The sequence below is a fragment of the Ktedonobacterales bacterium genome (assembly GCA_036557285.1).
Lineage (GTDB): Bacteria > Chloroflexota > Ktedonobacteria > Ktedonobacterales > DATBGS01 > DATBHW01.
In genome coordinates this window covers 33,431-57,801 of record DATBHW010000041.1, presented here as the reverse complement: position 1 = coordinate 57,801, position 24,371 = coordinate 33,431, and the positions used below count along the sequence as shown (strand labels likewise).

Genomic DNA, 24,371 nt, shown 5'->3' with positions numbered 1-24,371 from the left:
ACCAGATTTCCTTAAAAGAGATAGATTGAAATGCAGCGGCTACACATAGCCGCCAAGCCAGGTAGGAATAGAAGGGCGCGCGGCATTGAGAACGATACCGCGCAGTGTAGACTCGTCCAGCCGGGCGACAGCATCTTTCACCATTTTTTCGGGTGTCTGCCCCGCGCGCACCACCAGCACGACGGCATCAGCCATCGAAGAAGCCAGCACACCATAGCTGGCTGTCAGCACTGGCGGGAGGTCCAGCACGAGGACCGCGCCGCTGTTATCCATACGCAGCAAGAGATTCGCCCGCGTGAGCATGCGGATCAGCCGCGCCGGATCATTGCGGCAATCTCCTGCCGGGAGGACAAAAAGGTTCTCGGTGATCTGGCGCAGGGCATTGGGCAGGGAACATTCGCCGCGCAGATACTCGGAGAGTCCGGGCTGGGCGGGAATCCCCAAACTTTTGTGGACCGATGGCCGCGTCAGGTTGAGTTCGACCAGCACAATGGGGCTGTCGAGATCGGCGGCTATCGTCGTCGCAATGCCCAGCGCAATCGTTGACTTTCCTTCGCCATCCACTGCGCTGGTGACGCCGATGGTTGGGATAGTATCCGGGCTGCCCGATGTGTGCAGCGAAAGATAGATGCGCCGAAAATACTCCATCGTATGAGAGTTGGCAACCCCCCGGCTCTCTTGCCAGGGCGACTGGCGGCCCATGCGTGTGAGCGCGGTCTCCAGCGGAGACTCGGCGGGGTTCCTCTGCGTGGCGCTGCCTTTTGGTCCGCCGCCTGGCATCGTGGAGCCGTTGCCGACTCCATTGGCATGCGCCGACGAGTCAAATGCCGCCTGATTTGTTGAATCCGAGAGAGTCGCTCCATTCAGACCGGCATTGGAGTCCTGGCGAGTTTCTGGTCCGGGATCGTTTTGTGGCATTTATTTTTCATCCTCCGCTCTAGCTGTGAGGACACCGCTTCCATCGAGAGTGCTTCCGCTTCCAGTCAAGCGGGGAAGCGTTGCCAGGACAGGTACCTGGGAGAGTTGGGAAAGCGTCTCCGCAGAGCCAACCACCAGCGCCTCTTCCTGAAGCCCACGCAGGCGCGGGACCACTTCCAGCACCGGCAGGGGGAAGCCCTCAAGGAGATCATCGCGCGAGTGGATACGCCGGTCTAACATAGCCAGCAGACCAATTAAGCCGAGCGAAACCCCCAGCCCCAGTGCCACGCCACCAATCATGGCCGTAATCGTGATTTTTGACTTCACGGTTGGCGCGGTTGGAATCTTGGGCGGGTCGGTTATCTCGAAGATGTACAGGCTCGCCAGCACTCCGGCTGAGCCAGTGACCTTCTGAAGCGTCTGTTGATCTTGCTGGACCAGCGCCAGATCGTTCTCATATTGCGATTGGAGCAGCGCCAGGTGAGAATCGGTATCAATGCTGGTGTTGGGATGCGACTGAATCCACTTATTTCTCGCCAGGTCATCCGCCGCAAGCTGATCCTCGTCTTGCTGGAGCTTGTCCTGGATATACTTAATCGTCAGGTCTGCGTTGCTCTCAGCGTCCTTGATCGTCTGAGCGCGGTACTCCTGAAGGAGCGCGACGATGACCTGTGGGATCAGATGCGGATCAGAGTCGCTGTAGGAGATAGTCAGGGTTTCCTTGCCAATGGAGGCAATGCTCAGACCATCGGTGATGCGCGCTGCCATCAGGCCAGCGACACCAGGAATACCCGCCGGGTAGGTCTTGGGCATGTCTGTCCGGTTTGCCACCGCCAGCAAGAAGCTTGGCCGATTCATGTACTCTTCGATATTGTTTTTCAGGTTGTTGGCGGCGGTGTCATATTGAGAACCAGTCTGGAGCGGAATATACGGGTTGTTGGTGATAAAGACAATGGCCGATGAGGAGTAGCTGCTGGCAAACGTCCTCACCGCAAATACGACGATGAGCGGGATGAGGATAGCTGGCAGGATCAAGGTGAAGGGATGGCGAAAAAAAGCCGCCACAAAGCGTCTCATTGATGCTCCTCCCTGGGCATATTCTGCGCGCCGCGCGCGGTTGCAAAGCGTTCCGAAAGGAGATGCGAACCAGAACCGACCGCGACAGGCGCACTGGCGACAACGCTGCGCAAGTCTTGCTTATAAAGATGCGAACCAGAACCGACCGCGACAGGCGCACTGGTGACAACGCTGCGCAAGTCTTGCTTATAAAAACGCCAGGTGCTGCCCACCTTATGCCCGCACAACTGGCCCGACCACATCAAACGATACAACGTCGAGCGGCTGACACGCAGGAAGCTCATGGCTTCCTTGAAGGTCAGCAGGGTTTCTTCCTGGGTAATGTGTTCTAACATAACCATCGTTCCTCTCGGTCCCAGCCAACGATAGAAGATCATACCCAACGTATGATAGTGTATAGCTTTGTATCACCGTGTAACATTGAGACTGGGTTGAGAACAGGTTAAGAAGGTTGGCCGGGTCGGGGTAGTCCGGCAACCCCTAGAACATTGGTCAAGAAGTCGTGTTTTCGTTTTAGCCCGCGCAGGCGGGCTTTGTGGCGCAGCCTTTAGCCGCGAGTTTACTCGCCAGGCACGCGGCGCCGGAGATTACTTGACCGACGTTCTAGCGCGAGGTGCGAACCCACCGCCGATCTCCCGCAGAAACGAGCGCCACAAAATAGATCCACAGCTTCCAGACGATGTAAGCGGGTGCGAACAGCAGCGAGTAATAGGCAGCGCGTGAGAGACGGGCCAGGCGCAGGCCGATCAGCACATACGCGCTTAGCCCGATGAGCAACCCCAGCCCCAGCCCCATCTCCAGAGGCGCGCCCCCCAGCACAGCGGCTATGCAGCAGCCGATAATCAGGCCAGCCAGCACTGAGAGCGGCGGGACCAGAATCTCCATCGCGGCGTCAAAGAAGGCGGCATTCCTGGCGGTGAGGGCCTGCCACATCAGGTGGGGGACATGCCTGCGCACCAACGCCAGTCTGCCGCGCTCCCAGCGCATCTGCTGTGATTGCGCCTGTTTCAGCGAGGTAGGCATGGCGCTCCACACAATGGCCGCTGGCGCGTAGGCGATGCGCAGCCCGGCTTGCAGCAGCGCGACATGATGCTCGATGTCTTCGGTGAGCGAGAAGGATGTCCAGCTAAACTGCTTGACTACGGCGCGGCTGAAGCACATCCCCGTCCCCTTCAGGCCACAGGACCAGCCCAGCGCGCTGCGGCCAAGTGGGCGTAAATGGTTGAAGAGGGCGAAGGCCACGGCGCGCAGCCCGGCGGTCCAGGCTTCTTCGCTGTTCTGAACACGATATTGACTTTGGATGATGGATCGCCCGGCCTGAAGCTGGGCATTCATGACCTGCAAGAAATTGCTTGAAACCTGTGAATCGGCATCAATCACCACGTAGGCATCGTACTCGCGGCCAGCGGCTTCAAGCTGGCTCAGCAGCCAGCGCAGGGCATAGCCTTTGCCTTGTTCGCGGGCATCCTGGCGCTCATAGACAGAGGCGTTTGATTCACGCGCCAGCGTGGCGGTGGCGTCGGTGCAGTTATCGGCGACTACGTGGATGTCCATCAATGCCGGTGGGTAGTCGAGCGCGTGCAAGCTGGCGAACAGCGTTTCCAGAACTGCCTCTTCGTTATGCGCCGGAACGAGCAGAGCAAAGCGCGTAGAGAGCTTGCTGGCCGAAGCAGGCTTGTGCGGCTGATGCGAGAGGGCAGCCACACTCAGCGCCAGCAGATACAGCATCGGGACAGCCAGCGCGATCTCGACGCTCAGTAACCCTATACGCAGGAACAGCTCGATGCTCACAAAACCACCGCTTTCAGCACGTTATGACAGGAAGCAAGAGAGACTACAAGCTCTCTCCTGCTCCATAGAGGGTAACAGAGTCAGAACACTGAAGAGATGGCTGCCAGGTTGAGAGGATGAGAAGAATAGTCCGATTACGTGTCAGTTTCTCAACCAGGACTTCTTAACCCTGGGGGAAGTATCATCACTGAATCTCTACTTCGCTGCCATTCCTTCTCAACCCAGGGATGATACCCTGTTGGGGAAGTCTGATTTACGTGCAGCGAGGAGTGGAGACCGATGCCAACCTTTTATGCTTCTTCACCTCATGCTTCTTCCTCCGCCCTGCCTTCGGTCCTCCCGGAGCATCTGATCGTTCTAGGTGTGCGCGCGGATCGCATTGATATGGTCGGGGCGCTGGCGCGTATCGAGGCACTGATTGAGGAGCATCGGCAGCGCGGCGGCCCCACCAACCAGATTATTACGCTCAATACCGAGTTTGTCTGGACGGCGCGCAAACAGGAGGCTTTTCGGGACACTATCAACCAGGCTGCGCTTGTGGTGGCTGACGGGATGGGTATTGTCTGGGCATCGCGTATTCTGAATCTGCCCTTTCCAGAGCGCGTGGCTGGCTCTGATCTGCTCCCTCTGCTGGCCGGGCGCTGCGCCGCGCGCGGCTTTCGTCTCTTTCTGCTGGGCGCAGCGCCCGGCGTGGCCGAACAGGCCGGGCATGCCCTCCAGCAGCGTTTTCCTGGCCTTCAGATTGCGGGCGTCTATGCCGGGTCGCCTTCCCCAGCCGAGGCCGAACACATCCTGGGGCTGATTCGCGCGGCCCGGCCCGATGTGCTGGCCGTCGCTTATGGCGCGCCTCGACAAGACCTCTGGATTCGTCAGCATGCTCAGGCGTTGGGCGCGGCGGGGGTGGGGGTGGCGCTGGGGGTTGGAGGGACGCTGGACTTCATTGCTGGCCGCGTGCGGCGCGCCCCCCGTTGGGTACAGCGCGCCGGGCTGGAGTGGGCTTTTCGGGTACTCTGCCAACCGCGCCGCGCCTGGCGCGTGCGGGTTCTCTTCCCAATGGGCGCGCTCGTCTGGGCGCAGCGGTTTCAGGGCAAAAATTGAAGGCTTCTCTCTGCTTCGGGCTGCTGAGTAAAACGAACGCCGCGCAGCGTGGCCGCAGGTCCGGTGATGATGCCGCCGGGCGGAACATCATGGGTGACGATAGCTCCGGCGCCAATAATGGCGTGATCGCCGATATGCACACCTTTGAGAATGAGGGCGCGACAACCGATCCAGACATCATCTCCAATCGTGACCGGCTTCGCTGCCGGACGGCTGCCGTCCATGCTGTGCTGGTCGGTATCCATAATCACCACATCCCAGGAAATCATGCAGTTGCGCCCAATACGCACCTCTTGCTGGGCGATAACCTCGGTGTTGCGGTTAAGATAGGTGCCTTTGCCGATAAAGATACGCCCGCCCTTCAAGACTTCCAGCCGCACTCCAGGGAAAAAGGCGCACCGCTCTGCATAAATCTCACCGCCCCGGTTGGTCACGCGCGGCTTGGGCCAGCCGCGCTCGGCGGTAATAATGCCGCTGCGTGTGAACTTCCGACGGAGCATCAAGCCCCAAAAATAGCGGGAGATGTCGTCCCCATTGAGATGGAGGAGTATTTTTTTCAGCGTCACCTTTGGACTCATGTGCCTGTCTCTCCCACACGACTTATACCGCTTGCTTTGTGGACGCCAGCCGGAGCGAGGCGCTGCACAGGATGGTCGAAGTATATCTGCGAGGGGCCGCTTTGTCAATCAGTTCTCCATTGGTGGTTCTCCCAAATCTGAGGTGTTGGCAAGCGAGGCGTGTTACTGGTAGCGCCGCCATCTTGGCGGCCAGCGTTGGCCTGCTGGTCCGCTGGCCTGGAGGGCGCACGCTCGCGCTGGCGCAGCGTTGGCCGCCTGGAAGGGACGCGCGAGCGACCAACGGGAGCGAGAGTGCCGAGGCACAGCCGAGGCAAGCGACCCTTCCCGAAGGGAGGCGGCGCTACCAGTGACCCCGATCATTGGTGGAACCTCCATTGGTTCAGGTTGTCCAAAAGAAGTGGAGGATCGGATGGCCTTTTATGACTGCGCTGGCCCTGCGGATGGCTTTCCGGTGGTCTTCTTGCATGGCGCGTTAGGGAACCGCAAGATGTGGATTCCGCAGATGAACGCGCTGGCGGAGCGATACCGGGTCATCGCGCTCGATCTACCCGCGCATGGGACGCTCGCTGCCCAATCGCTGACGCTGCGATCAGCAACTCGCCTGCTGGCCGATGTGCTGGCCCTGGAACACATCAGCCGCGCGGCGCTGGTAGGCTTTTCGTTGGGTGGCTATGTCGCTTTGCGCTTTGCCGCTGAGCAACCCACCTCTGTGGCGGGGCTGGCGCTTGCCGGTTCCAGCCATAACGCGCATGGCTGGCTCTTCTGGCTGGCCGCGAAGCTTCGCGCGATCTCCCTGACCCTCTCCGGGGGGCAGCGCGGCCTCCAGCGGTTTGAGCGCGGCTTTCGGAAAGCCTATCCTGCCGCGCTCATCGAGCCGGTGATCAATGCGGGCCTCTCCTGGAAAGGCTACTGCCAGACGATCTGGCATGTGCCGGATAGCCACGTCATGCTCAAACAAGTGCGCGCCTATCCGGGTCCGCTCTTGATCCTGAATGGCGAGTATGATACAGACGCCCGCGCGGGTGAGATGGCATTTGTCGCAGCAGCCAGGGATGCCCGGCTGCTCGTCCTCAAAGGGGCCGGGCATAACAGCACAACGGAGCAGCCAGAAGCATTTACCAGGGCCGTCTCCGATTTTCTGCAATCACTGGCCTGATCCATCCTGACCAGGCCGAGAGCCGCCTTTACGCCAGGCTGCGCCAGGGGATATTCGCCGCCATCGTACTTCCCGAAGGGCTGGTGTTGGTGGTATTCCCATTGCCGGTGCTTCCCGTTCCAGAAGGCGCGTATTTTGGCGCAATCGGGTTTGGAAGGGCCACTAATCGCTGCCAGGTCGCGGAGTTCGCGGCAACGCTCGTCGGGAGGACTTCGAAGCCCATATTGTCCCAGTGCCGCTCATCGCTCCAGTGGAAGTAGTTTATCCAGAACTTCTCCCAGGGCCGGTACTGCTTCAACTCGTTGATGTCGTTGCCGGTATGATAGACATAATGAGTAAAGTACACTTTGGCCTGGGTAAAAGGCAGCCCGCCAGGAATGTTCGATTCTACCATCAGCTTCCCATTGATAAAGAGGGCGGCATGGGTCTGGCTGATAAACAGGTCCAGTTTTCCCCTGTTATCAAGATTGATGCCTCCCCCCGTATACACGTTGGAGATGTCGCACACATGGTCTGCCTGCCCGATGGCTCCCCAAATAGGATCACTCTTTGGAGGGCTTCCTGAACCTGCGCTTGGTCCCGTGAAGAGAGAGAGCGTGCAGATGTCGGAAAAGGTATCCAAAAAGAGGGCTTTGTCTGAATGATTGATTGACCCGCCCTCCTCATCGTGGCTCGTTAAGGGGTCGTTCGCCGGAGCGACTTCTATTCCTAGCCATCTGCGCCCGTCCTGGTGCAGATCGATCTCGGTCGTGATGTGCAGCACTCTGCCAGAGGAAAAATTAGCGGTGGGGCCAGGAGTCATGGACATGGACCCAAATTGGACATGCAGCGGAATACCTGTGCCTGGGGTTCCTCCATCAAACAGGACATCCATGAAATGCCCACCTTCGATCATGGGATAGGAGTCTTGAATATCGGCCCCCTTATATTGAATCGTCCAGGCATTGTTGGTCCCGGCATTGAGGGTGTAGATTGCAGTGCCACCTTCAGGGTCTTTGGCGGTCTGCTTGAACGAGGCCGCTTCGCTATCTGGAAAGGTGTCGAAGAACGTCTGGGTTGCGCTTGAGGTGGATGGGATCGCGTGATAGTTCGGGTTTGGCTGCACAATGATGGGGAGCGACTGCGCAATCGGTTTAGGGTTATTGGTTGATGGCCCCTGCCCATTGATGGAAACATGCCCATCGGGTGTTGGCCCTTCATTCATGCCAAGCGTGATGGCCGTTCCCTGGTGCTGCTTCACGTATCCATTGTTATCAGTGTACAGGTTGCCAGGAGGAACGGGGCCAAGCTGATTGACCGCCTGCACAATTAAAGTATGCGGTTGCTCGTCTTCGAGTAAGTTCCATTCGATTTGCGGGTAGGGTATATCAATGGTGCTTGGGCCATTTCCACCCTGCCGGATGGGAACCACCAGTGTTCCATCAGCATTTGTCAGAAAGGGGCCGCCACTCAGGTGCGCCATTCCCGCATATTTGGCGATGATTGGCTCTGAAACATCCATAATGCGATAATCTTTTGCGCCGCGCACCGGCTTAAAGGTAATTTTTACACTGCTGTTATTCTGGGTGATGCCCAGTATCTGCAATTTTGGGAGATTGGTGGGAAAACTGTTTCCTGCCTTGGTTGTGGGGGTTGGATTGATGGCTGTCGGGCTGAGCGATGTAGAAGTGATTGGGGTTGAACTGGCTGGCGCAGGACTTTTTGCTGACGCGCCGAATATAAAATAGATCGCTACAGCGAGAACCAGGCAAACAGAAGCAATCTCAATGAGCAGTTTCTTATAGGGTTTACCAGTATGCTGGAGTCCTGTAGCTTTTTCATGATCAGGTGACGTATCTTGCTGTGGCGCCGGGCCTATAGAGGTATCAGGCTTCATATAGAACGCTATCCCTTCCTGTCGCCTCTTCTGAGGCCAGGCATCAACAACCTTGACAACTACCAACTCTTAAATCAAGTCTAGACTATTCCCCTTCCTTCTGTCAATGCTCAAGAAGAAAGAGGTTCCACCAATTATCGGGGGCCACTTGTAGCGCCGCCTTCCAGGCGGCCACCGCTTCGCCAGCGCGCACGCTGCCCCTGCGCGCCTATTGGGCGGGAAGCCCACTTGTAGCGCCGCCAGGATGGCGGCTCAACGCCGCGTCAGGGCGAACGCTCGCCCTCCAGGCCACCGTCCCCAGCGACCACTTGTAGCGCCGCCATCCTGGCGGCCAACGCTGCGCCCTGGCGAGCGTGCGCCCTCCAGGCCAGCGGACCAGCAGGCCACCGCTGGCCGCCAGGATGGCGGCGCTACCAGTAACACGCCTCGCTTACCAACACCTCAGATTTGGTAGAACCGAAGAAAGAAGAATAAGGCGCTAAGGCGTGGGGGATACCATCAAAAAACGTGCCGCCGTTTAGCCCAACGCGCTGGCCCGCCTGCGGACTTTCCAAAAGCCCTACAAAGCTGGTAATTGCTGATGCCCTGATCTAGAATGAAGCCGGGCCGTTGACGCGGCGTATCCTCTGTGTGGGGGAGCAGGAAGGCTGGAAGGAGCAGATAAACGTATGATTCCCCTGTTTGATCGGGCGGGGAAGCGGCGGCGCTGGCCGACTATCACGCTGTTGCTGATCGCTGTCAATATGGTTGTCTTTGCCTATGAGGTGAGCTTGCCCGCGACGGCGCTGGGGTGTGTGATTCACGATTACGGCGCTATCCCCCATTCCGTAGCGCAGCTTGCCACGCAGCCATCCGACCCCGCCTGCCCTGAATATGCGACCCCCGCGCCGCCGCTGCTGCCGATGATCTCGTCGCTGTTTTTGCACGCGGGCTGGCTGCATATTGCGGGTAATATGCTCTTTCTGCTGATCTTTGGGGACAACGTAGAAGACCGATTGGGACATATCGCCTTTCTGCTGTTTTATGTCGCCTGTGGGCTGGTGGGCGTAATTACGCAATCGCTGGTGAACCCCAATTCAACAGTACCGATTCTGGGGGCCAGCGGCGCGATTGCCGGGGTGCTGGCCGCCTATCTGGTCTTCTTTCCAGGGGCGCGGGTGCGCACACTGCTGCTGGTGATTCTGGTGGATATTCCGGCGTGGCTGCTGATTGGCCTCTGGATTCTTGTTCAGGCGCTCAATGGGCTGGCCGTCTTTGGGTTTGTTGCGGATACGGCTGGCGCTGTCGCCTATTTCGCCCACCTGGGCGGCTTTGCGGCTGGCTTTCTCATTGCCCTGCTCTCTCGCTGGTTCGCGCCCAGGCCGCCCGCAGCGCCAAAGTCGGCTACACCCACGATCCCCTGAAGAAAAGCCGCTTAAGGCCGACGCAGCAGGGTGGTTCCAGTCGCCCACCCATACGCCACCTGTTCAAGAACCGCCCCATCTTCTTCGATCTGCTCCTCAAATACCAATTGCCCACCCAGCGCCTCATAGAAGCGGCGCGCGGGGCTATTTGCTTTTAAGACGCGGATGAGCAGGGAGCGCATACCCTGCTGCGCCAGCCATTCTACAACGGTTTCGGTGAGCAGGCGACCAATACCCTGGCGGTGATAGGCAGGCAGGAGATAGAGGACGTATACTTCGCCAGTATAGACGGGGTGCTGTGTGCGCTCTGGTCCACCCATCGCCACGCCGATGAGTTCGCCGGTGTCGTTCTCAGCAACATAGATGCGCTTTTTGCTTGTGGGCGTCGCCTCTATCTCTCGAAGCGCGCGCGCCCAATTGCGTTCAGACTCTTCGTAGGAGAACTTCATCAAGCTTTCAGCCGGTATGTGGTCACGATGCGCGCTTCGTCTACTGTCAATAAAAACGCGCGCCATAGCAGGCGCATCACTTTCCTGCGCTTCCCGTATTCTCATGGGCGTCTACCATCCTCTATCAGCCAGGTCAGAACAACACACGCCATCCTCATCAGCCCACCTGGCTGACGAAGGATGGCGCTTGCTGGGCCAGGCGCTTTTGGCGCGTGAACCGTGTTCAGGCTGTCGTCTTGAAACGCAGGCCCACGCGGCCCAGGCGAATCTCGTCGCCGTCGCTGAGCGGAGTCGGCGTCTTGGGCGCGATACGCTTGCGATTCACGAAGGTAAAGTTGGTGCTTTCCAGGTCTTCGATGGCCCAGTCCTCGCCGCTCAGCGTGAGCCGCGCGTGCAGGCGCGAAACGCCCCCCTCTTCCGCGCCATAGGGCGTCAAGTCAATATCGGGAAAGCTGTTGCTGGGCGCGTCCTCGCGGCCAACGACCAGCGCGGCTTTGCCCGCCAGATCGAAGGTCGTCGTCGTGCCTTCCACCATCAGGCGCGGCTGCGCGGCAACCGGCGCGGGTGGTGGCGCGCTGGGCGCGGCGACTGGCGCAGGCTCCGGCGCAGCAGGCGGTGCGACTGGCGCAGGTTCCGGCGCGGCGGGGGCCGCCTCCGGCGCGCCGGGAGCCATAGCGACGGTCTCCGCCTCTTCAGCAGGCGCCGCGCCTGCTTGAGTGGCAAAGGTGTCGGCGGCAGGCGTACCCGGCGCTGCTTGCGTGGCTCCAAAATCAACCGCCGGGGGAGGCTGAGGCACAGCCATATCTGCTGGCTCTGGCTCGGCTGCCCCTGCTGGTTGGGGGGCTGCCGCGCCTGCTGGCAGGGTAGGCTCCTCTACTTCCTGGTCAGGTGGGTTGGCCGCCGCTTCGGCGGGCAATGGCTCGCCGCATTCATCACAGAATGTGGCCTCATCCGGGTTCTCATGCCCCTGCGAACAACGAATAGTCATAAGCGATCCTCCTTTTCAGAGCGAAGGAGAGACATTACAAAGTCTTGAAGCGCAGCACGATCCTCCCCAGGCGAATCTCATCGCCGTCTTTCAAGGGCGTGGGGGTTTTGGGCGCGATTTTCTGCTTATTGAGGAACGTGAAGTTAATGCTGTTCAAGTCCTCAAGCATGTACTGGCTGCCAGAATAAAGAATCCTGGCGTGCCGCCGCCCAACGCCGCCCTCCTCGCCATTGTGGGGCGTCAGATCAATATCGGGAAAAATGTTGCTGACAGCATCCTCGCGGCCAATCAGCGCCTCAGCCTTGCCCGCCAGGTCGAAGGTGGTGTTATCGCTTTCGACCACAACCTGCGCCTTGACGGCCACAGGCGGCGCGGGCGCGAACGAGACAGCAGGCGCGGCAGGCGCGGCGGCCATAACCGGCTGCTCAGCGGGCGGCGCGTTCAAGTTCGCGCCGCAGTTGCTGCAAAACGATTCGCCCGCCGGGTTGGCCGAACCGCAGCTTGGGCAGGTCATAGTGGCGCTCACTGGCGGCGCTGCCGGGATTGGCGCGGAAAAGGTGGGCGCCGGCGCGGCCAGCGGCTCGCCACACTCATCGCAAAATGCCGAACCATCAGGGTTTTCGTGTCCCTGTGAGCATCTCACAGACATCGCATTCCCTCCTCTAGTGTGTTTTCAACCCTCTTCATCCAGCCTGATGACGTTTAAGCATCCTCAAGCCGCTGGGTGAGCTTGCGCGTTTTGTTGCCGATGTTTTTGACCTGCTCGCTGGAGATCTGCTGCCCCGTACTCAGCGCCTCCAGCGCGTCCTGTGTCTCCTGGTCAAGAACCCGCGTGACATTGGGCGCCAGCCGGGTTGTGACTTTGCCAGTTGCTTTATATTCTTCAAGCACTTTGGTGACCAGCCGATGGGCATTCGCCTTTTCAGCGTAGTTCATCACCAGCGCATTGATCGCCTGTGTCTGGTTGGTGTCCTGACTGAAACCAATCACAATATCAGCACGTATCTGCTCGCCCTGCCGACTCATGGTGGGTACATCATAGGTCAGTTCCGCGACAGCAATGCGGAAGACGCCCGCCGGTTTCGGTTCGATCATCAACTCAAACAGCACCGCCTGGGGCGTGTCTTTTTCCAGATCGCCCAGCGGGATCACCACCTGGCGATCAGAAAGCACCGATTGCCCCAGATCGGCGATCTGTGGCAAGACCTTGACGGCTTTCTTGGGGGTGATGCCTACCGAAAGATGCAGCAGCAGTTGGGCGTTGCGCACCGCAACGGCAGTGGCGCTCTGGAACTGCTGCTGAAAGATGTGCAGTGAGTCGTCGGGCCTGCGGATGAATTCAGCTTCCAGGCCGCCGCTGCGCCGCCCAATGTTATCCAGCAGGTCTTCATCCCAGTCGGCGCCAATGCCCAGCGGATAGATGTTGATGCCCTGACGCGAGGCGTCGTCGGCCAGCGCCCGGCAGCGATCAGTGTCGCCATAGGTGACGCCATCGGTAAGGATAATCATGCGGTTGACGCTGGTGGGTGAGTAATATTTGCGCAGCTCATTCATGCCGGTACTCATGCCCAGCGACATGGTGGTGCCGCCGCCATCGCGGATGCGGTCCACAGCCATCTTAATGCCGGGCTTGTCCATCGCGGGCTGCGCGGGTACGATGATCTGCACGCCATCATCAAAAGCAACAACAGAAATAGTGTCGGTGTCAGCCATCTGGTCAATGAGCATCTGAACCGCCTGTTTGACGGCGTTCAGCTTGGAACCTTTCATGGAACCAGAGCGGTCAAGCACAATGGCGAAGTTCAGCGGCATACGTACCTGGGCCATCATCTCCGTTGGTGTGGCCTCCACCAACACATATGCCATCTGCGATCCACCCGTGACCGGGAGATGCTCCTTGCCAAGCTGGCAGTTCAATGTGACTTCGCCGGGCATAATGATTGTCTCCTTATTTTTTAATCGGCTGGCGGCTGAAGCCCGCGCCTGGAAGCCAGAGTATGGAGGCGCAGTGGTCGTCGCCAGCGTAGGTTGTTTCACTGATTACATACGAATACCAGAAGTCGCAAGTTGCGCGGCCTCGGCTGGCCGCAAGCCTTACACCAGGCGCTGATAACTCACTCGCGCGCCTGGACGACAATGACACTGATGTTGTCCTCGCCGCCGTTCTGGTTCGCCAGTTCCATCAGCCGGTCGGCGGCGGTCTGTGGGTCGCTGGATTCGATCAGCGCCTGCTCGATCTGTGGGTCACGAATCATCTCCCACAGGCCATCGCAGCAAATAACCAGTTGATAGCCAGGGCGCAGCTTTTGCACATAGAGATCGACCTGGACATCGCGCCGATCCCCCAGGCTGCGCAGAATCTGGTTGCGCTGGGGATGTGTGTAAATATCTTCGCGGTCAATCAGGCCGCCGATTACTAACTGCATCACCAGCGAATGATCAATGCTGATGGGTTGCAGCGACGTGCCATCGTAGAGATAGGTGCGGCTGTCGCCGACGTTGACGATGTGGGCGGTGTCGCCAACGATCAACGCGCCGGTGACGGTGGACCCCATGTCGCCGCCCGTCTGTTCATTCGAGCCGACCAGCGCCAGATTGGCCGCTTCAATCGCCGCTTTGAGGGCGGCGGCCAGGGTTTCGTTATCAGCGTATTGCCCGCTTTGCAGCGCCGGAAGCACGACTTCGCGGGTGATGTAGTCGGCGATGACGCCGATAGCCCTGCGGCTGGCGGTCTGGCCGTCGTCATGGCCGCCCAGACCATCGGCCACAATATAGAGGCCGAATGGCTGGCTGACGGATTCGTGAATGCGCGAGAACTGCATGACCAGGATGCTGTCTTCGTTGGGGTTGCCGCGTCGGGTGCGACCAACATCGGAGCGCGCGCCTGCCGTCAGCGTAACGCCCAGCGGGAAGATGGGGTCTTCGATCTCCATCGCCTCGACGCGATACTGGCGGGGGCCGATGATGAAGCTGGCGATGGCCGTCATCGGCTGGGTCGGCCAGTCCAGTTCCTCGCTCTCGGCGTCCACATACTTCTGAGCGCCGCCCGGAAGCACGTCCGCCTCGTCATCGGCCACTTCAGGGTGCGCGCCGTTGGCCCCGGGCATGTCGCTGGTATCAGCGGCCATGTGAGCGGCTTCGCCAGCAGCCTCGCCAGCGTCTTCGCTGCCCGCCGCTTCTGCTGGCTGTTCGGCCTCAGCGGCGCCTGCCCCCTGGATGCGCTCGCGCAGCCAGTATTCTCTCCCCAACATATCAGCGCCACAGTTCGAGCAGAAGCGTTCAGGCTGCTGGGTTTCGGGGAAATCGGTGTTGCAGGCCCAGCAGTGCAGATAGCCCAACTGGTCGGTGACGCGATACAGGTTTTCTTCCTCGGAGGTATGAACCACCTCTTCAACCTGATAGCGCCCTTCGAGGACCATACCGGGTTGCAGAGGCGCTTGATCGCCGAGCATACCGAGCAAATCAGCAGTCACGTCAACCTCATTTCTCTCTGGTCGAGCCATGCGAATCGTAGGCACGTCGTCTGTTGACGGCGCCTCTTCAGCTTGATAGTCGTCTTCTGATGGGTTCATTGACAGAGAAGCTCCTGAAGGCGCGAAAGGGTCCAGCCCATAAAGCTGCTCGGTGAGAACAGCCTCGGCAGTGGGCTGCTGACTGGCATCATCATATGCCTCCTCTGCTTCTCGCTGGCCGGCGACAGGGGGCGCTGGCATGGCCGCGCTTTCCATCTCGACAAGCGGAGGAGGAGCAGGGAGCGGCTGATCCAGCGCCTCGCCTTCTTCTTCTGACGCCAGAGCGGTTGCCGCGCTTGATTCTGGCGGGTCTGACGTTTGGGCCGGGCCAGTATCTGGTTCGGCAGACGAACGATTCAGCGGCCCTGTCGGGCTGGCTTTGCCGGACGCTTCCGGCGCGGCAACGGCAGGCGCGGCGCCTGCGGCTATGGTCGCGCCACAATTATTACAAAACTTTGCCTGATCGCGCAAAGGGTGATTACAATTCGGGCAGAGCATCGTTCCACCTCCTATGAGTTGAGGGTATCCTCATCTCGTGCCACCGCGACCCTGAAGCCGGGGAGCAAAGAGTCTCCTGATTAGCGTGCCAACCGGCGGGCATCGGCATCATTGGGATTAAGCATAAGTGCTTTTTTCGCAAATTCTCTGGCCTGCTTTCGGTTGCTGGTTTTTTCATAAGATTGCGCGCTGAGCCGATAGACATCAGCCGTGGCAAGACCCTGGGCGCGAGCTTGCTCCAGCGCCTGGACGGCTTCTGGATAGCGCCGGGCGCCAAAGAACGCTTTGCCTAACTCATGCCAGGCTTCCGCTTGATTTGGGCCAAGCTGCACAGCTTCTTGCAGTTCGGTGATAGCATCGTTCCAGCGTTTCTCGCGGATATAAAGCTGCCCCAGGCTGTAGCGCAGCAGGTAATGGCGGCTTTGCACTTGCAGGCCGCTGCGTAGCTCGCGCTCGGCAGTCGTATAGTCATTCTGCTCCATCGCAATGATGCCCAACTGGCAGGCCACCGCCGGGTTTTGCGGCTCAAACGTGCGCGCCTGCATAAAGGCCGAAGCGGCGGCGCTGAATTGTCTCAAGTCCCGCTGCGCCAGCCCGATCTGAAAATAGACATCATAGCACTGGCGCAGGTTGGCCGCCTTCTGGAAGGCGCTGAGGGCGTCGCGGAGCTGATTCAGGCGTCGGTGTGTTTCGCCCAGCTTGTAGAAGCGCGCGTAGGTAGGGGGAGCTAGCTGCACCGCTTCGCGGATGCAGGTCAGCGCCAGGGTATAGTTGCCGTTGTTATATTCGCGCAGGCCCTGGTCATAGAGAGCGTCGGCGCGCGCGCTATTCGGGTTGACCCCGCTTCTGATTGGCGCTGCCGCCGGGGCCGCCTGTATTCCGGGTTTTCCGGCTCCCACCGCTCGTTTGGCGTTTTGCACCGCGCTGGCAATAGAGGCGTCGCCCGGCAGCGGCTTCCCATCCAGAGCGCAAAACTTGGCGGTGGCGCGGTTGATAAAGCCACAGTCGGGGCAGACTTTGCCGCCAACCGGCACGACGAGCGTTGCCCCAGGACTCAGCGCGGCGGGGATAGCAGGCACATGGTTGGTGATGGCGATCTGGCCGCTCACGCTGGCCGCAGCGGGCAGACACGATTGCAGCGCGGTTTGCATGGCGCTGGCGGATTGGAAGCGCCGGTTGGGGTCTAGCTGCATAGACTTGATGACGATTTCTTCCACGCGCGGGCTGATGAGTGGATTCCGCCCGCGCAGGCTGCCCGGCAGGGGTGTATCCAGCGGCGTCGGCTCCTCATTGGTCAGCAGATGATACATCGTTGCGCCCAGGCTGTAGATGTCGGAGCGCGCGTCTGTCTGGCCGATCTGGCCCAGATGTTCGGGCGAAGCGTAGGTCATGGTCCCTAGGTTTTCCGTATTGCTTTTTTGCCCTGGTTTCCAGATGCGCGCGATGCCGAAGTCAATCAGCTTCACTTCGCCCTGCGGCGTCACCATGACATTCCCCGGCTTGAGATCGCGCAGAATCACCGGCGGCGTCTGACTGTGGATAAAGCTGAGCGCCTCGCAAACCTGAACGGCCCATTCCACGACCTGCCGCTCTGGCAGGGGCTGTTTGGCGTTCTCCAGCATCTTATCCAGGCTCTCGCCAGGCACGAACTCCATCACGAAATAATAGCGGCTGTTCTCGGTGAAGCGGTCAATGACACGCGGCAAGCGCGGATGAGGCAGCACAGTAAGCTGGCCCATCAGCGTGCTTTCTTTCTCGAAACGCTCCACCGCCTCGCGCAGCTCAACCGGGTCGGCAAACGCCTCGATCAACAGTTCTTTGATCGCCCACAGCGGCCCTGGCATGCGCTGGTTTTCCGCCTTATAGACGCTGCCCATGCCCCCTTCACCCAGCAACTCCAGGATGCGATAGCGATTATCAAGAATAGCGCCGTTTGGCAGGCTCATCGGTTCCTCGTATATCCGGCTGTTAGCTGGAACAGCGCACAACGACGGCGGTAATGTTATCTTCGCCGCCGCCCCGATTGGCCGCGTCAATCAGTTCCTGGCAAATCGTTTCCAGCGATTCATCGCTGCTGAGGATGCTTTTGATCTCATCCTCACGCACCATTTCCCAGAGGCCATCGGTGCAGAGCAGGAGGCTGTCTCCTGGCTCCAGCGTTTGATAGAATACATCAACTTCAACGGTGCTGTGTCCGGCTCCCAGCGAGCGGTAGATCAGATTGCGCTGCGGGTGATCATAGATTTGCTCAGGGGTGATATGTCCAGCATCCACCAGGCGGGCGACCAGCGAGTGATCTTTGGTGATGGGGCGAAGCTGTCCGCTGCGCCAGAGGTAGGTGCGGCTGTCGCCCACGTTGGCGATATAGGCGCTCGCGCCCAGGACGACGGCCACAGTGACGGTGGACCCCAACCCCCTGGCCTCCTTGCGCGACTTGCCATAGCTGACAATCACCTCGTTGGCTTTGGTGATGGCTTGCTTGAGTTTTTCGTTGATCTTGGCGACCTCGCGGCTTTCGGGCAGGCGTCGGGTCTGCGCGCCGCCTTCCGGGCTGCTCGCGGGGGTCAGCGAAACGGTCTCCTGCGCGGAACTGGGCGCAAAAAGCGGATTGAGCGTCTCCCGGATTTCGTCAACTGCCAGCCTGCTGGCAACCTCACCGGCCTGATATCCACCCATGCCATCAGCCACAATAAAGAGGCCCCTGGCTTCGTCGCCACTGGAACTCATTTGGAAAAAACAATGATCTTCGTTTTGTTCGCGGACTTTTCCGGGATCAGTTTGAGAAGCCGCCTGAATGTGTAACATAGGTGCGACTCCTCCTTCCTGAATGACATCTTGAATTGGATGTGTGCTCGATGACGCTGGCCGCCTCTGCTACAGGGCGTGACTCGCTTCTGCGGCTTTCATGATACCATTTAAGGATACAGTGATGCAACGTTTTCTGCCCGCCTGAATCTGCCCCTTTCCTCTTGCCGATTCCTGTTCCTCTCTTCTTTACGTAGAGGATACCTGAGAGTTTGGCCCTGTGGTGTGAGCTTGCTCACACTCTGCTCTCTTTTGTTGCTTGATCGCCTGATCTTACGTCTTGCATCTATAAAGCGGCTTGCCTCGTTCGTTATACTGTGTGATGAGCGGGCCGGAATCTGTCTTCATTACATTTTTTCTTTTCAACAAGGAGAACGTTTCATGAAATCATACAGGCGGCGCGCGTCTTTTCGCGCTGCTGCTGCTGCCTGGCCTGCGCTGCCGGGTCAGTTGGCGCTGGCGGCGCTCATCGCCCTGGCGCTGCTGGCATTTGGCGCAATAGCTGTGCCAGATGGCGCGCGGGCAGCAGACGGTGGCCCGCAGATCAAGTTCACCGCGCCGATCTACGCCGGGCAAAATAATGGGTTCGCCGAGGGGCCGGTAGGAACGAATGTCTCGGTGCAGGGGTCGGGATGGACAGCAGGCGGCGGCGATGTGACCATGACACTGGCCGATGAAGGGCATGATACATCGGGCCAGCCAGGCTCGGCCTGCCAGAACGGCAGCCCAACCGTCAGCATTCCAAACCTGGGGCCACAGCCGCTAGGCACCGCTGGCAATCCGTCAGACGGTTTTACCGCGATCTTCGAGTGGCCCGCTGGCGCCGGGGCAAAGGGCCATTCGTACTGGGCTTGTGGGACACAAGGGGGGACGACAGCGCCAGGGGTTGATAAGTTCACCGTGCTTTCGGCCAATCGGCCCGCCGTGAAGATCACCGTTTCGCAGGCGTTCCCAGGAAGCACGATCACCGTCACCGGGCAGAACTGGCTGCCAGGGGGCATCCAGGTTGGTGTCATTATTGCGCCTTGTGTCGCCTGTGATTCGCAAATTATCTCAGGCGTGACCGTCAACTCGAATGCCAATGGCTCCTTCAGCGCCGCTGCGCAGGTGCCGCCTGCCGCTCCCATTGGCAGCACCCTTTTTGTGAGCGCGCAAAGCATTGACCAGGCTAACCCCAACAACAGCGGCGCGCTCAGCACCGGAACCTCGATGTCTACCCGGTTTACGGTGGTGGCGCAGCCGACCCCAACGCCAACGCCGACCAGCACGCCGACGCCAACCGCTACGCCCACCTCAACGGCGCCCGGTACTGCCAATGGCGAGGGCAATGGCGGCAATACCAATGGGTCCTCCAGCGATACGGTGCTGGTCGTCTTGCTGGCGGCGCTGGGTGTGGTCTTGCTGATTGCTGCGGTAGTGGCGGTCTTGTTGTTCCTGCGTTCGCGTCGTCCGGCGGCGGGAGCGGCAGGGGCTGGCGGACCACCCTATGGCAGCCCGCCCTATGGCCCGCCGGGCGGCGAATATGGGCGCTATAGCGGTCCACGACGAGCGAGAGGACCGCGCAGCGGCCCCTCGTATGCCGATACGAACGCTGACTATTACGACGAGCCGCCCGCCCGGCCACCGGGCCGGGGGAATGCTGGCGGCTGGCAGGGGAATCCCCAGGAGTGGGAGTCAGATGGCGAGGGCGATGAACCGACGATTGGCATGCCAAAGCCCTGGCGTTAGCCCGCCCCAAACCACACAGGAGGGCCAGGAGCCTGAGCAGGTTCCTGGCCCTCCTGTGTGGTCAGATGTCGCTCCCAGAATGTGAAGTTCCTCACAAAAGTGTGAGGAACCTCACAGCTTTTCCATATATTCTAGTGATAGTCTATTAACCGACGGTGCTCTTCTTTGTGCGAAGCTCTCTTTCAGGAGAGCGGCCAGGCTGTTCATCCTCGTTCGGTGCGTTGAAATCATTCTTCAGTCTGTGAGGAGCCATTTCCATGAACACAGATATGCGGCGCTCATCTTTGCGCGCGTTGGGCGCTGCTGAACGTGGCGCTGACCGTTCATCGCTGCCACGTCAAGTGGCCCTGGCCTTGCTCAGCGCCCTGTCCCTGCTGACGTTTGGCGCAGTGGCTGTGCCTGGACACGCGCGCGCAGCGAGCAGCCCCAGGATCGTTTTCACCGCGCCGATCTACACCGGGCAAAATAATGGATTCGCCGAGGGGCCGGTAGGCACAGACGTTTTCTTGAAGGCGTCGGGATGGACGCCGCCAGATGGGACAGTAAATGAACTTCCTGTGACGGTTTCGCTGGCTGATGCGCAGCATGACACAGCGGGCCATCCGGGGTCGGCCTGCCGGAATGGCGCGCAGCAGATCGAGCTTCCATTCATTTATTCAACGTACCTGCCGGATGGCAATGGCAGTTTTACTACCAGCTTTCCCTGGCCTATTGACGCCGGGACCAGGGGCCATTCGTACTGGGTCTGCGGGAAGCAAGGGGAACTGACATCGGCGGGGGTCAGTAAGTTCACGGTGCTTTCTGCCAACCCACCCTCGGTGAATATCGCGGTTTCGCAGGCTGCCCCTGGCAGCACGATCACCGTCACCGGGCATAACTGGCTGCCGGGTGGCATCCAGGTGCAGGTGCTCGTTGCGCCCTGCGCTGGCTGTAATGATCCCTGCGCTTCCTGTAATCCACCATTTTACACGAAGACGCGAGCCACATCCGGGTCCGATGGCTCCTTCAGCGTTTCAGCGCGAGTGCCTTCAGACGCCCCGATTGACACCACGCTCTACGTGACTGCCCAGAATATCGATCCGAATAATCCCACTACTGGTAATAGTGGCACGCTCGGCGCTGGATACTCTGTGCCGATCAAGTTTACGGTAGTTGCGCCGTCGGCCCTGACGCCAGCCAGCACACCAGCCCCAACGGCTGTCACGACTCCAACGGCAGCCGCTGCCCCCACTGGCGTCGGTGTCGGCAGCGCCCCCAGGAGTTCCTCCGATAGCTCCTCCGGCAATCTGGTGCTGCTCCTGCTGCTGGCCGCGATGAGCGCCGTCTGGCTGATTTCGGCGGTCGTGGTGGCGTGGTTCTTCCTGCGCTTGCGTCGTCAGATACCAGGAACGGCAGAAATACCAGGAAGAGATGGCCCTCCCTATGGCGGCAGGGGTGATATGCGCCGTCGGGAATTCGATGAAATGGAGTCCTATTCCGAAATGAACGCCGAGAGTTACAGCGTGTCATCGAGGCTCTCTGGCCCGGAAGACCAGGACTAGAACATCGGTCAAGAAGTCGTGTTTTCGTTTTAGCCCGCGCAGGCGGGCTTTGTGGCGTAGCCTTTAGCCGCGAGTTTACTCGCCAGGCACGCGGCGCCGGAGATTACTTGACCGACGTTCTAGGGGATGCTGGCATGCCAAAGCCCTGGCGTTAGCCCGCCCCAAACCACACAAGAGGGCCAGGAACCCGCGCGGGTTCCTGGCCCTGTGAGTATCGGCGCGTTTGGCGAGCAGCGTCGTCGGAAGCTGCTGCTACATAGCGATGACTTCGACCTCGGCAGCCGTCGCTGCGGGAACGGGATAGACGCTGACGCGCTTTTTGGTGCGCGAATCATGCTCGAACTTGACCGTTCCGTCAATCAGCGCGAAAAGGGTATAGTCGCGCCCTGTGCCGACATTGCGGCCAGGATTGATGCGCGTGCCGCGCTGGCGAATGATGATGCTGCCCGCGCGCACGACCTGGCCGTCAAAACGCTTGACGCCCAGACGCTGCGCGTTGCTGTCGCGGCCATTGCGCGAACTGCCAACACCTTTTTTATGGGCCATGTGGTTTACTCCTCTTTCTCTGCATCTGCTTTGGGCGTCCGGCGGCGGCCACGCCTGGGTTTTTCGGGCGCGGCAGGCGGCGCGGCATCGGCTTCCTCAACCTCGACAACCTCCGCCTCAGAGACGGCGGTCTCCTCGGTCTCCGCCTTCGCCTCCGTCACATCCTCTTCTTCAGCTGCGGTAACAGTTTCTTCTTCCTCTGGCTCAGCCTCGGCCTCTTCCACAATGGGGAGCAGGCTGGCGCCGTTGGCCCAGATGTCCTCGATAGTCAGGACCGAATAGTCCTGGCGGTGGCCGGTCTTACGGCGATAGCGCGCCTTCGACTTGTAGCGAAAGACGATAATCTTGGGGCCGCGTCGTTCTGGCGCGACCCGGGCAACCACCTTGGCGTCCTCCACCAGAGGCGCGCCAACAAAGGTTTCGTCGTCAGTAGAGATGAGCAGCACTCGACCAAGTTCGACGGTATCTCCCGGTTCGGCGGGCAGCTTTTCCACCTCGACGGTTTGTCCGGGGCTGACTTTATATTGCTTGCCCCCGGTTTCAACCACTGCAAACATGTCGCTAGAAACTCCCTTCCCGCGCCTCTCCGGTCATCGTGGAACGAGCGCCTGCGCGGGCGCAACGATAGAAAGATAGAGATCAGCATGTCTAAAAAGTAGCCTTCATAGCATAGCATCAAGGCCGCGCCCCTGTCAAGCGACTTGAGGGGCTGAGTTCCACTACACATGAGGTGTTGGCAAGCGAGGCATGGTACTTGTAGCGCCGCCATCTTGGCGGCTCAACGCTGGCCCGCCGGTACGCTGGCCTGGGGGCCAGCGTTCGCCCTGGCGAATCGTTGGCCGCCTGGAAGGCGGCGCTACAAGTGGCGCTCCCCTGATAGTTGGTAGAACCGATGGCTGAAGGATTTGTTCCCTGTCCCGTAGTATCTGATGAGACGACCAAACCCTGGGAGAAAGCTTCAGATTTGACGCCCACAGCAGGTTGTGCTAGGATACCCATACATCCCACAGCAATCAGCACTGCCTGTAGGCGTCCTCTCTAGTGCAACCTCTTAGAGCGCGACGGACCAGGGAAAGAGCTTGGGTATTTCTATGAACATGCAGCAGTTCAGGGGGTGGGTGGCACGTCTGCTGGATGCGTTACCCTGGCGGAAGGGACACCGCCCTCCCAGGATTCAGATGCAGGCCCGCATGACCATGCCCCCCAGGACCGACCGTTTTGTGTTCCCTGATGAGAACGCTGTCAGGCGGAAGAAGGTCGAGACGAATCCACTTTGCTCTACCTTGCACGAAGCGCCGCCAGCGACTCATGAGCCATCCGCGCCACCGCAGCCTCTTCTGTTACCTCCCCCTCCAGCGCCTGAAGCTCCTGCCGCTCCTCTCCTGGCGCTGCCCGCTCCGCCGTCGGCGGGGGCAGCCGATGTCTCTCTCCCGGCGGAGGTCTCTGGCGAGCCTCAGCCCTCTCAAGCCGACCCGGCGCGCCGCCTGGACTTTGCGCGCTATCTCTACAGGCGCGGCGTCTTTAACGAAGGGTTTACAAGCGAGGCGCTGCCCGCGCAATATCGTGATCGAACGCCACAGGACTAGGCTGGCGGTGTTAGCGATGCTCTGGCCTGACCTCTGCTGTCTCGGCCAGCAGATGGGCCAGGTCTTCATAGACGGCATCAGGTTGGATGGCCGCCGCAGCTAACTGCGCCCTGGGCGTAATCCCGCTGAGCAAGAGGATCGTATCCAGGCCAGCGTTGTGGCCCGCCGGAATGTCCAGCGTAATGCCGTCGCCAATCATCACCGTCTCTTCAGCGCGCCCGCCGATCAGACGCAGCGCCTCCAGAATGATGCCTGGCTCTGGTTTCCCGACGATGTAGGGGCTGACGCCGGTGCTGGCCTCCAGTGCTGCGGCGATGGAGCCTGCGCCTGGCTCCAGCTTGTCTTCTACGGGCAGCAGCGGGTCACGATTGACCGTGACAAACGCCGCGCCGTTGAGTACCGCCTGAACAGCGACACTCAGGCGGGCATAGGTCAGCTTGCGGTCTAGCCCGACCAGCACCACCTCCGCCTGCGCGCCTTCTGCTTCTGAAAGAGGATGTAATCCGGCGGCGGCGACCATCTGAGCCAGCGGCGGCAGCCCCAGCACAAAGGCGCGCGCGCCGGGATACGTGTGGCCCAGGTAAGCAGCGGCGGCTGAACCAGCCGTCACCACGCGCTCCAGCGGCGCGGGCATACCAATCGCTTCGAGTCGGGCTGCTACCTGGGCGGGGGTGGACATCGAGTTGTTGGAAAGGTACAGATACGTGCGCCCGGTGGCTTCGATCCATTCGATGAATTCGCGCGCGCCTGGCAGGCGCTCGTTCCCTCGATAGATGACGCCATCGAGATCAAAGAAGTAGTTCTGATATGTTTTCATCAAC

General features: G+C 60.0%; 23 protein-coding genes. 6 read left to right on the top strand and 17 right to left on the bottom strand.

Features of this window, described 5'->3' with window-relative positions; translation table 11 throughout:
• Nucleotides 1-39 precede the first annotated feature (39 nt).
• The 4 genes from VH599_12020 to VH599_12005 all read right to left on the bottom strand — a co-directional run bounded on the left by VH599_12020 (nt 40) and on the right by VH599_12005 (nt 3,786).
• On the bottom strand, nt 40-918 hold the full coding sequence (locus VH599_12020) for a CpsD/CapB family tyrosine-protein kinase (GenBank protein HEY7349029.1): 879 nt from the start codon (nt 916-918) through the stop codon (nt 40-42).
• A complete protein-coding gene (locus VH599_12015; protein HEY7349028.1) occupies nt 919-1,995 on the bottom strand; it encodes a hypothetical protein in 1,077 nt (358 codons plus the stop codon).
• Entirely contained in the window at nt 1,992-2,330 is a 339-nt protein-coding gene (locus tag VH599_12010) for a helix-turn-helix domain-containing protein (GenBank protein ID HEY7349027.1), read from the bottom strand. Before VH599_12010 ends, VH599_12015 begins: the two co-directional genes overlap by 4 nt.
• Before the next feature lie 268 nt (nt 2,331-2,598).
• Nucleotides 2,599-3,786 (bottom strand): glycosyltransferase family 2 protein, encoded by a 1,188-nt coding sequence (locus VH599_12005; protein ID HEY7349026.1) that lies wholly within the window; start codon nt 3,784-3,786, stop codon nt 2,599-2,601.
• Between the two features lie 279 nt (nt 3,787-4,065).
• Here VH599_12005 and VH599_12000 point away from each other — a divergent pair, with 279 nt between their 5' ends.
• Entirely contained in the window at nt 4,066-4,884 is an 819-nt protein-coding gene (locus VH599_12000; protein ID HEY7349025.1) for a WecB/TagA/CpsF family glycosyltransferase, read from the top strand.
• On the opposite strand, the gene VH599_11995 is transcribed toward VH599_12000, so the two are convergent.
• On the bottom strand, nt 4,869-5,462 hold the full coding sequence (locus VH599_11995) for an acyltransferase (GenBank protein HEY7349024.1): 594 nt from the start codon (nt 5,460-5,462) through the stop codon (nt 4,869-4,871). The two genes, VH599_12000 and VH599_11995, sit on opposite strands and share 16 nt — an antisense overlap.
• A gap of 346 nt (nt 5,463-5,808) precedes the next feature.
• Here VH599_11995 and VH599_11990 point away from each other — a divergent pair, with 346 nt between their 5' ends.
• Nucleotides 5,809-6,618, top strand: a complete 810-nt coding sequence (locus tag VH599_11990; protein HEY7349023.1) for an alpha/beta hydrolase — start codon at nt 5,809-5,811, stop codon at nt 6,616-6,618.
• 28 nt (nt 6,619-6,646) lie between these two features.
• Here VH599_11990 and VH599_11985 read toward each other — a convergent pair whose 3' ends face one another.
• Entirely contained in the window at nt 6,647-8,494 is a 1,848-nt protein-coding gene (locus VH599_11985; protein ID HEY7349022.1) for a hypothetical protein, read from the bottom strand.
• Nucleotides 8,495-8,746: 252 nt separating this feature from the next.
• Nucleotides 8,747-8,917, bottom strand: coding sequence for a hypothetical protein (locus tag VH599_11980; GenBank protein ID HEY7349021.1), 171 nt, complete (start codon nt 8,915-8,917; stop codon nt 8,747-8,749).
• Between the two features lie 245 nt (nt 8,918-9,162).
• Here VH599_11980 and VH599_11975 point away from each other — a divergent pair, with 245 nt between their 5' ends.
• Complete coding sequence (locus VH599_11975; protein HEY7349020.1) at nt 9,163-9,897, top strand: rhomboid family intramembrane serine protease; 735 nt, start codon at nt 9,163-9,165, stop codon at nt 9,895-9,897.
• 11 nt (nt 9,898-9,908) lie between these two features.
• Here VH599_11975 and VH599_11970 read toward each other — a convergent pair whose 3' ends face one another.
• The 7 genes from VH599_11970 to VH599_11940 all read right to left on the bottom strand — a co-directional run bounded on the left by VH599_11970 (nt 9,909) and on the right by VH599_11940 (nt 18,149).
• The gene (locus tag VH599_11970) at nt 9,909-10,451 is read right to left on the bottom strand and encodes a GNAT family N-acetyltransferase (GenBank protein HEY7349019.1); all 543 of its coding nucleotides are present in this window, start codon (nt 10,449-10,451) and stop codon (nt 9,909-9,911) included.
• Between the two features lie 118 nt (nt 10,452-10,569).
• Nucleotides 10,570-11,334 (bottom strand): FHA domain-containing protein, encoded by a 765-nt coding sequence (locus tag VH599_11965; protein HEY7349018.1) that lies wholly within the window; start codon nt 11,332-11,334, stop codon nt 10,570-10,572.
• Nucleotides 11,335-11,368: 34 nt separating this feature from the next.
• Entirely contained in the window at nt 11,369-11,983 is a 615-nt protein-coding gene (locus VH599_11960; GenBank protein HEY7349017.1) for an FHA domain-containing protein, read from the bottom strand.
• Between the two features lie 53 nt (nt 11,984-12,036).
• Nucleotides 12,037-13,269: a VWA domain-containing protein gene (locus tag VH599_11955; GenBank protein HEY7349016.1), complete on the bottom strand. Its 1,233-nt coding sequence runs from the start codon at nt 13,267-13,269 to the stop codon at nt 12,037-12,039.
• Nucleotides 13,270-13,448: 179 nt separating this feature from the next.
• Complete coding sequence (locus VH599_11950) at nt 13,449-15,344, bottom strand: protein phosphatase 2C domain-containing protein (protein ID HEY7349015.1); 1,896 nt, start codon at nt 15,342-15,344, stop codon at nt 13,449-13,451.
• Nucleotides 15,345-15,424: 80 nt separating this feature from the next.
• Nucleotides 15,425-17,290, bottom strand: coding sequence for a serine/threonine-protein kinase (locus VH599_11945; GenBank protein ID HEY7349014.1), 1,866 nt, complete (start codon nt 17,288-17,290; stop codon nt 15,425-15,427).
• Between the two features lie 22 nt (nt 17,291-17,312).
• Nucleotides 17,313-18,149, bottom strand: a complete 837-nt coding sequence (locus VH599_11940) for a Stp1/IreP family PP2C-type Ser/Thr phosphatase (protein ID HEY7349013.1) — start codon at nt 18,147-18,149, stop codon at nt 17,313-17,315.
• 381 nt (nt 18,150-18,530) lie between these two features.
• Here VH599_11940 and VH599_11935 point away from each other — a divergent pair, with 381 nt between their 5' ends.
• Nucleotides 18,531-19,877, top strand: a complete 1,347-nt coding sequence (locus VH599_11935; GenBank protein ID HEY7349012.1) for a hypothetical protein — start codon at nt 18,531-18,533, stop codon at nt 19,875-19,877.
• Nucleotides 19,878-20,134: 257 nt separating this feature from the next.
• Nucleotides 20,135-21,418, top strand: coding sequence for a hypothetical protein (locus tag VH599_11930; GenBank protein ID HEY7349011.1), 1,284 nt, complete (start codon nt 20,135-20,137; stop codon nt 21,416-21,418).
• A gap of 252 nt (nt 21,419-21,670) precedes the next feature.
• On the opposite strand, the gene rpmA is transcribed toward VH599_11930, so the two are convergent.
• Together rpmA and rplU are read right to left on the bottom strand one after the other, a co-directional pair.
• Nucleotides 21,671-21,964 carry a 50S ribosomal protein L27 gene (gene rpmA, locus VH599_11925; GenBank protein ID HEY7349010.1) on the bottom strand — a complete coding sequence of 98 codons (294 nt, stop codon included), beginning with the start codon at nt 21,962-21,964 and terminating at the stop codon, nt 21,671-21,673.
• Nucleotides 21,965-21,969: 5 nt separating this feature from the next.
• On the bottom strand, nt 21,970-22,521 hold the full coding sequence (gene rplU / locus VH599_11920) for a 50S ribosomal protein L21 (protein ID HEY7349009.1): 552 nt from the start codon (nt 22,519-22,521) through the stop codon (nt 21,970-21,972).
• A 534-nt stretch (nt 22,522-23,055) separates the two neighbouring features.
• On the opposite strand from rplU, the gene VH599_11915 reads away from it, so the two are divergent.
• Nucleotides 23,056-23,550, top strand: a complete 495-nt coding sequence (locus tag VH599_11915) for a hypothetical protein (protein ID HEY7349008.1) — start codon at nt 23,056-23,058, stop codon at nt 23,548-23,550.
• 10 nt (nt 23,551-23,560) lie between these two features.
• Here the strand turns inward: VH599_11915 and VH599_11910 are convergent, their stop codons facing one another.
• Nucleotides 23,561-24,367 carry an HAD-IIA family hydrolase gene (locus VH599_11910; protein ID HEY7349007.1) on the bottom strand — a complete coding sequence of 269 codons (807 nt, stop codon included), beginning with the start codon at nt 24,365-24,367 and terminating at the stop codon, nt 23,561-23,563.
• Nucleotides 24,368-24,371 lie beyond the last annotated feature (4 nt).

Bases quoted from the DNA above. Each gene is read 5' to 3' on its own strand.
- VH599_11970 (HEY7349019.1), bottom strand. From the start codon at position 10,451: ATGAGAATACGGGAAGCGCAGGAAAGTGATGCGCCTGCTATGGCGCGC.
- VH599_11955 (HEY7349016.1), bottom strand. From the start codon at position 13,269: ATGCCCGGCGAAGTCACATTGAACTGCCAGCTTGGCAAGGAGCATCTC.
- VH599_11930 (HEY7349011.1), top strand. From the start codon at position 20,135: ATGAACACAGATATGCGGCGCTCATCTTTGCGCGCGTTGGGCGCTGCT.
- VH599_11945 (HEY7349014.1), bottom strand. From the start codon at position 17,290: ATGAGCCTGCCAAACGGCGCTATTCTTGATAATCGCTATCGCATCCTG.
- VH599_12010 (HEY7349027.1), bottom strand. From the start codon at position 2,330: ATGTTAGAACACATTACCCAGGAAGAAACCCTGCTGACCTTCAAGGAA.
- VH599_11915 (HEY7349008.1), top strand. From the start codon at position 23,056: ATGAACATGCAGCAGTTCAGGGGGTGGGTGGCACGTCTGCTGGATGCG.
- VH599_11975 (HEY7349020.1), top strand. From the start codon at position 9,163: ATGATTCCCCTGTTTGATCGGGCGGGGAAGCGGCGGCGCTGGCCGACT.
- VH599_11940 (HEY7349013.1), bottom strand. From the start codon at position 18,149: ATGTTACACATTCAGGCGGCTTCTCAAACTGATCCCGGAAAAGTCCGC.
- VH599_12015 (HEY7349028.1), bottom strand. From the start codon at position 1,995: ATGAGACGCTTTGTGGCGGCTTTTTTTCGCCATCCCTTCACCTTGATC.
- VH599_11935 (HEY7349012.1), top strand. From the start codon at position 18,531: ATGAAATCATACAGGCGGCGCGCGTCTTTTCGCGCTGCTGCTGCTGCC.
- VH599_11985 (HEY7349022.1), bottom strand. From the start codon at position 8,494: ATGAAGCCTGATACCTCTATAGGCCCGGCGCCACAGCAAGATACGTCA.
- VH599_11960 (HEY7349017.1), bottom strand. From the start codon at position 11,983: ATGTCTGTGAGATGCTCACAGGGACACGAAAACCCTGATGGTTCGGCA.
- VH599_11995 (HEY7349024.1), bottom strand. From the start codon at position 5,462: ATGAGTCCAAAGGTGACGCTGAAAAAAATACTCCTCCATCTCAATGGG.
- VH599_12020 (HEY7349029.1), bottom strand. From the start codon at position 918: ATGCCACAAAACGATCCCGGACCAGAAACTCGCCAGGACTCCAATGCC.
- VH599_11950 (HEY7349015.1), bottom strand. From the start codon at position 15,344: ATGCTCTGCCCGAATTGTAATCACCCTTTGCGCGATCAGGCAAAGTTT.
- VH599_11910 (HEY7349007.1), bottom strand. From the start codon at position 24,367: ATGAAAACATATCAGAACTACTTCTTTGATCTCGATGGCGTCATCTAT.
- rpmA (HEY7349010.1), bottom strand. From the start codon at position 21,964: ATGGCCCATAAAAAAGGTGTTGGCAGTTCGCGCAATGGCCGCGACAGC.
- VH599_11965 (HEY7349018.1), bottom strand. From the start codon at position 11,334: ATGACTATTCGTTGTTCGCAGGGGCATGAGAACCCGGATGAGGCCACA.
- rplU (HEY7349009.1), bottom strand. From the start codon at position 22,521: ATGTTTGCAGTGGTTGAAACCGGGGGCAAGCAATATAAAGTCAGCCCC.
- VH599_12000 (HEY7349025.1), top strand. From the start codon at position 4,066: ATGCCAACCTTTTATGCTTCTTCACCTCATGCTTCTTCCTCCGCCCTG.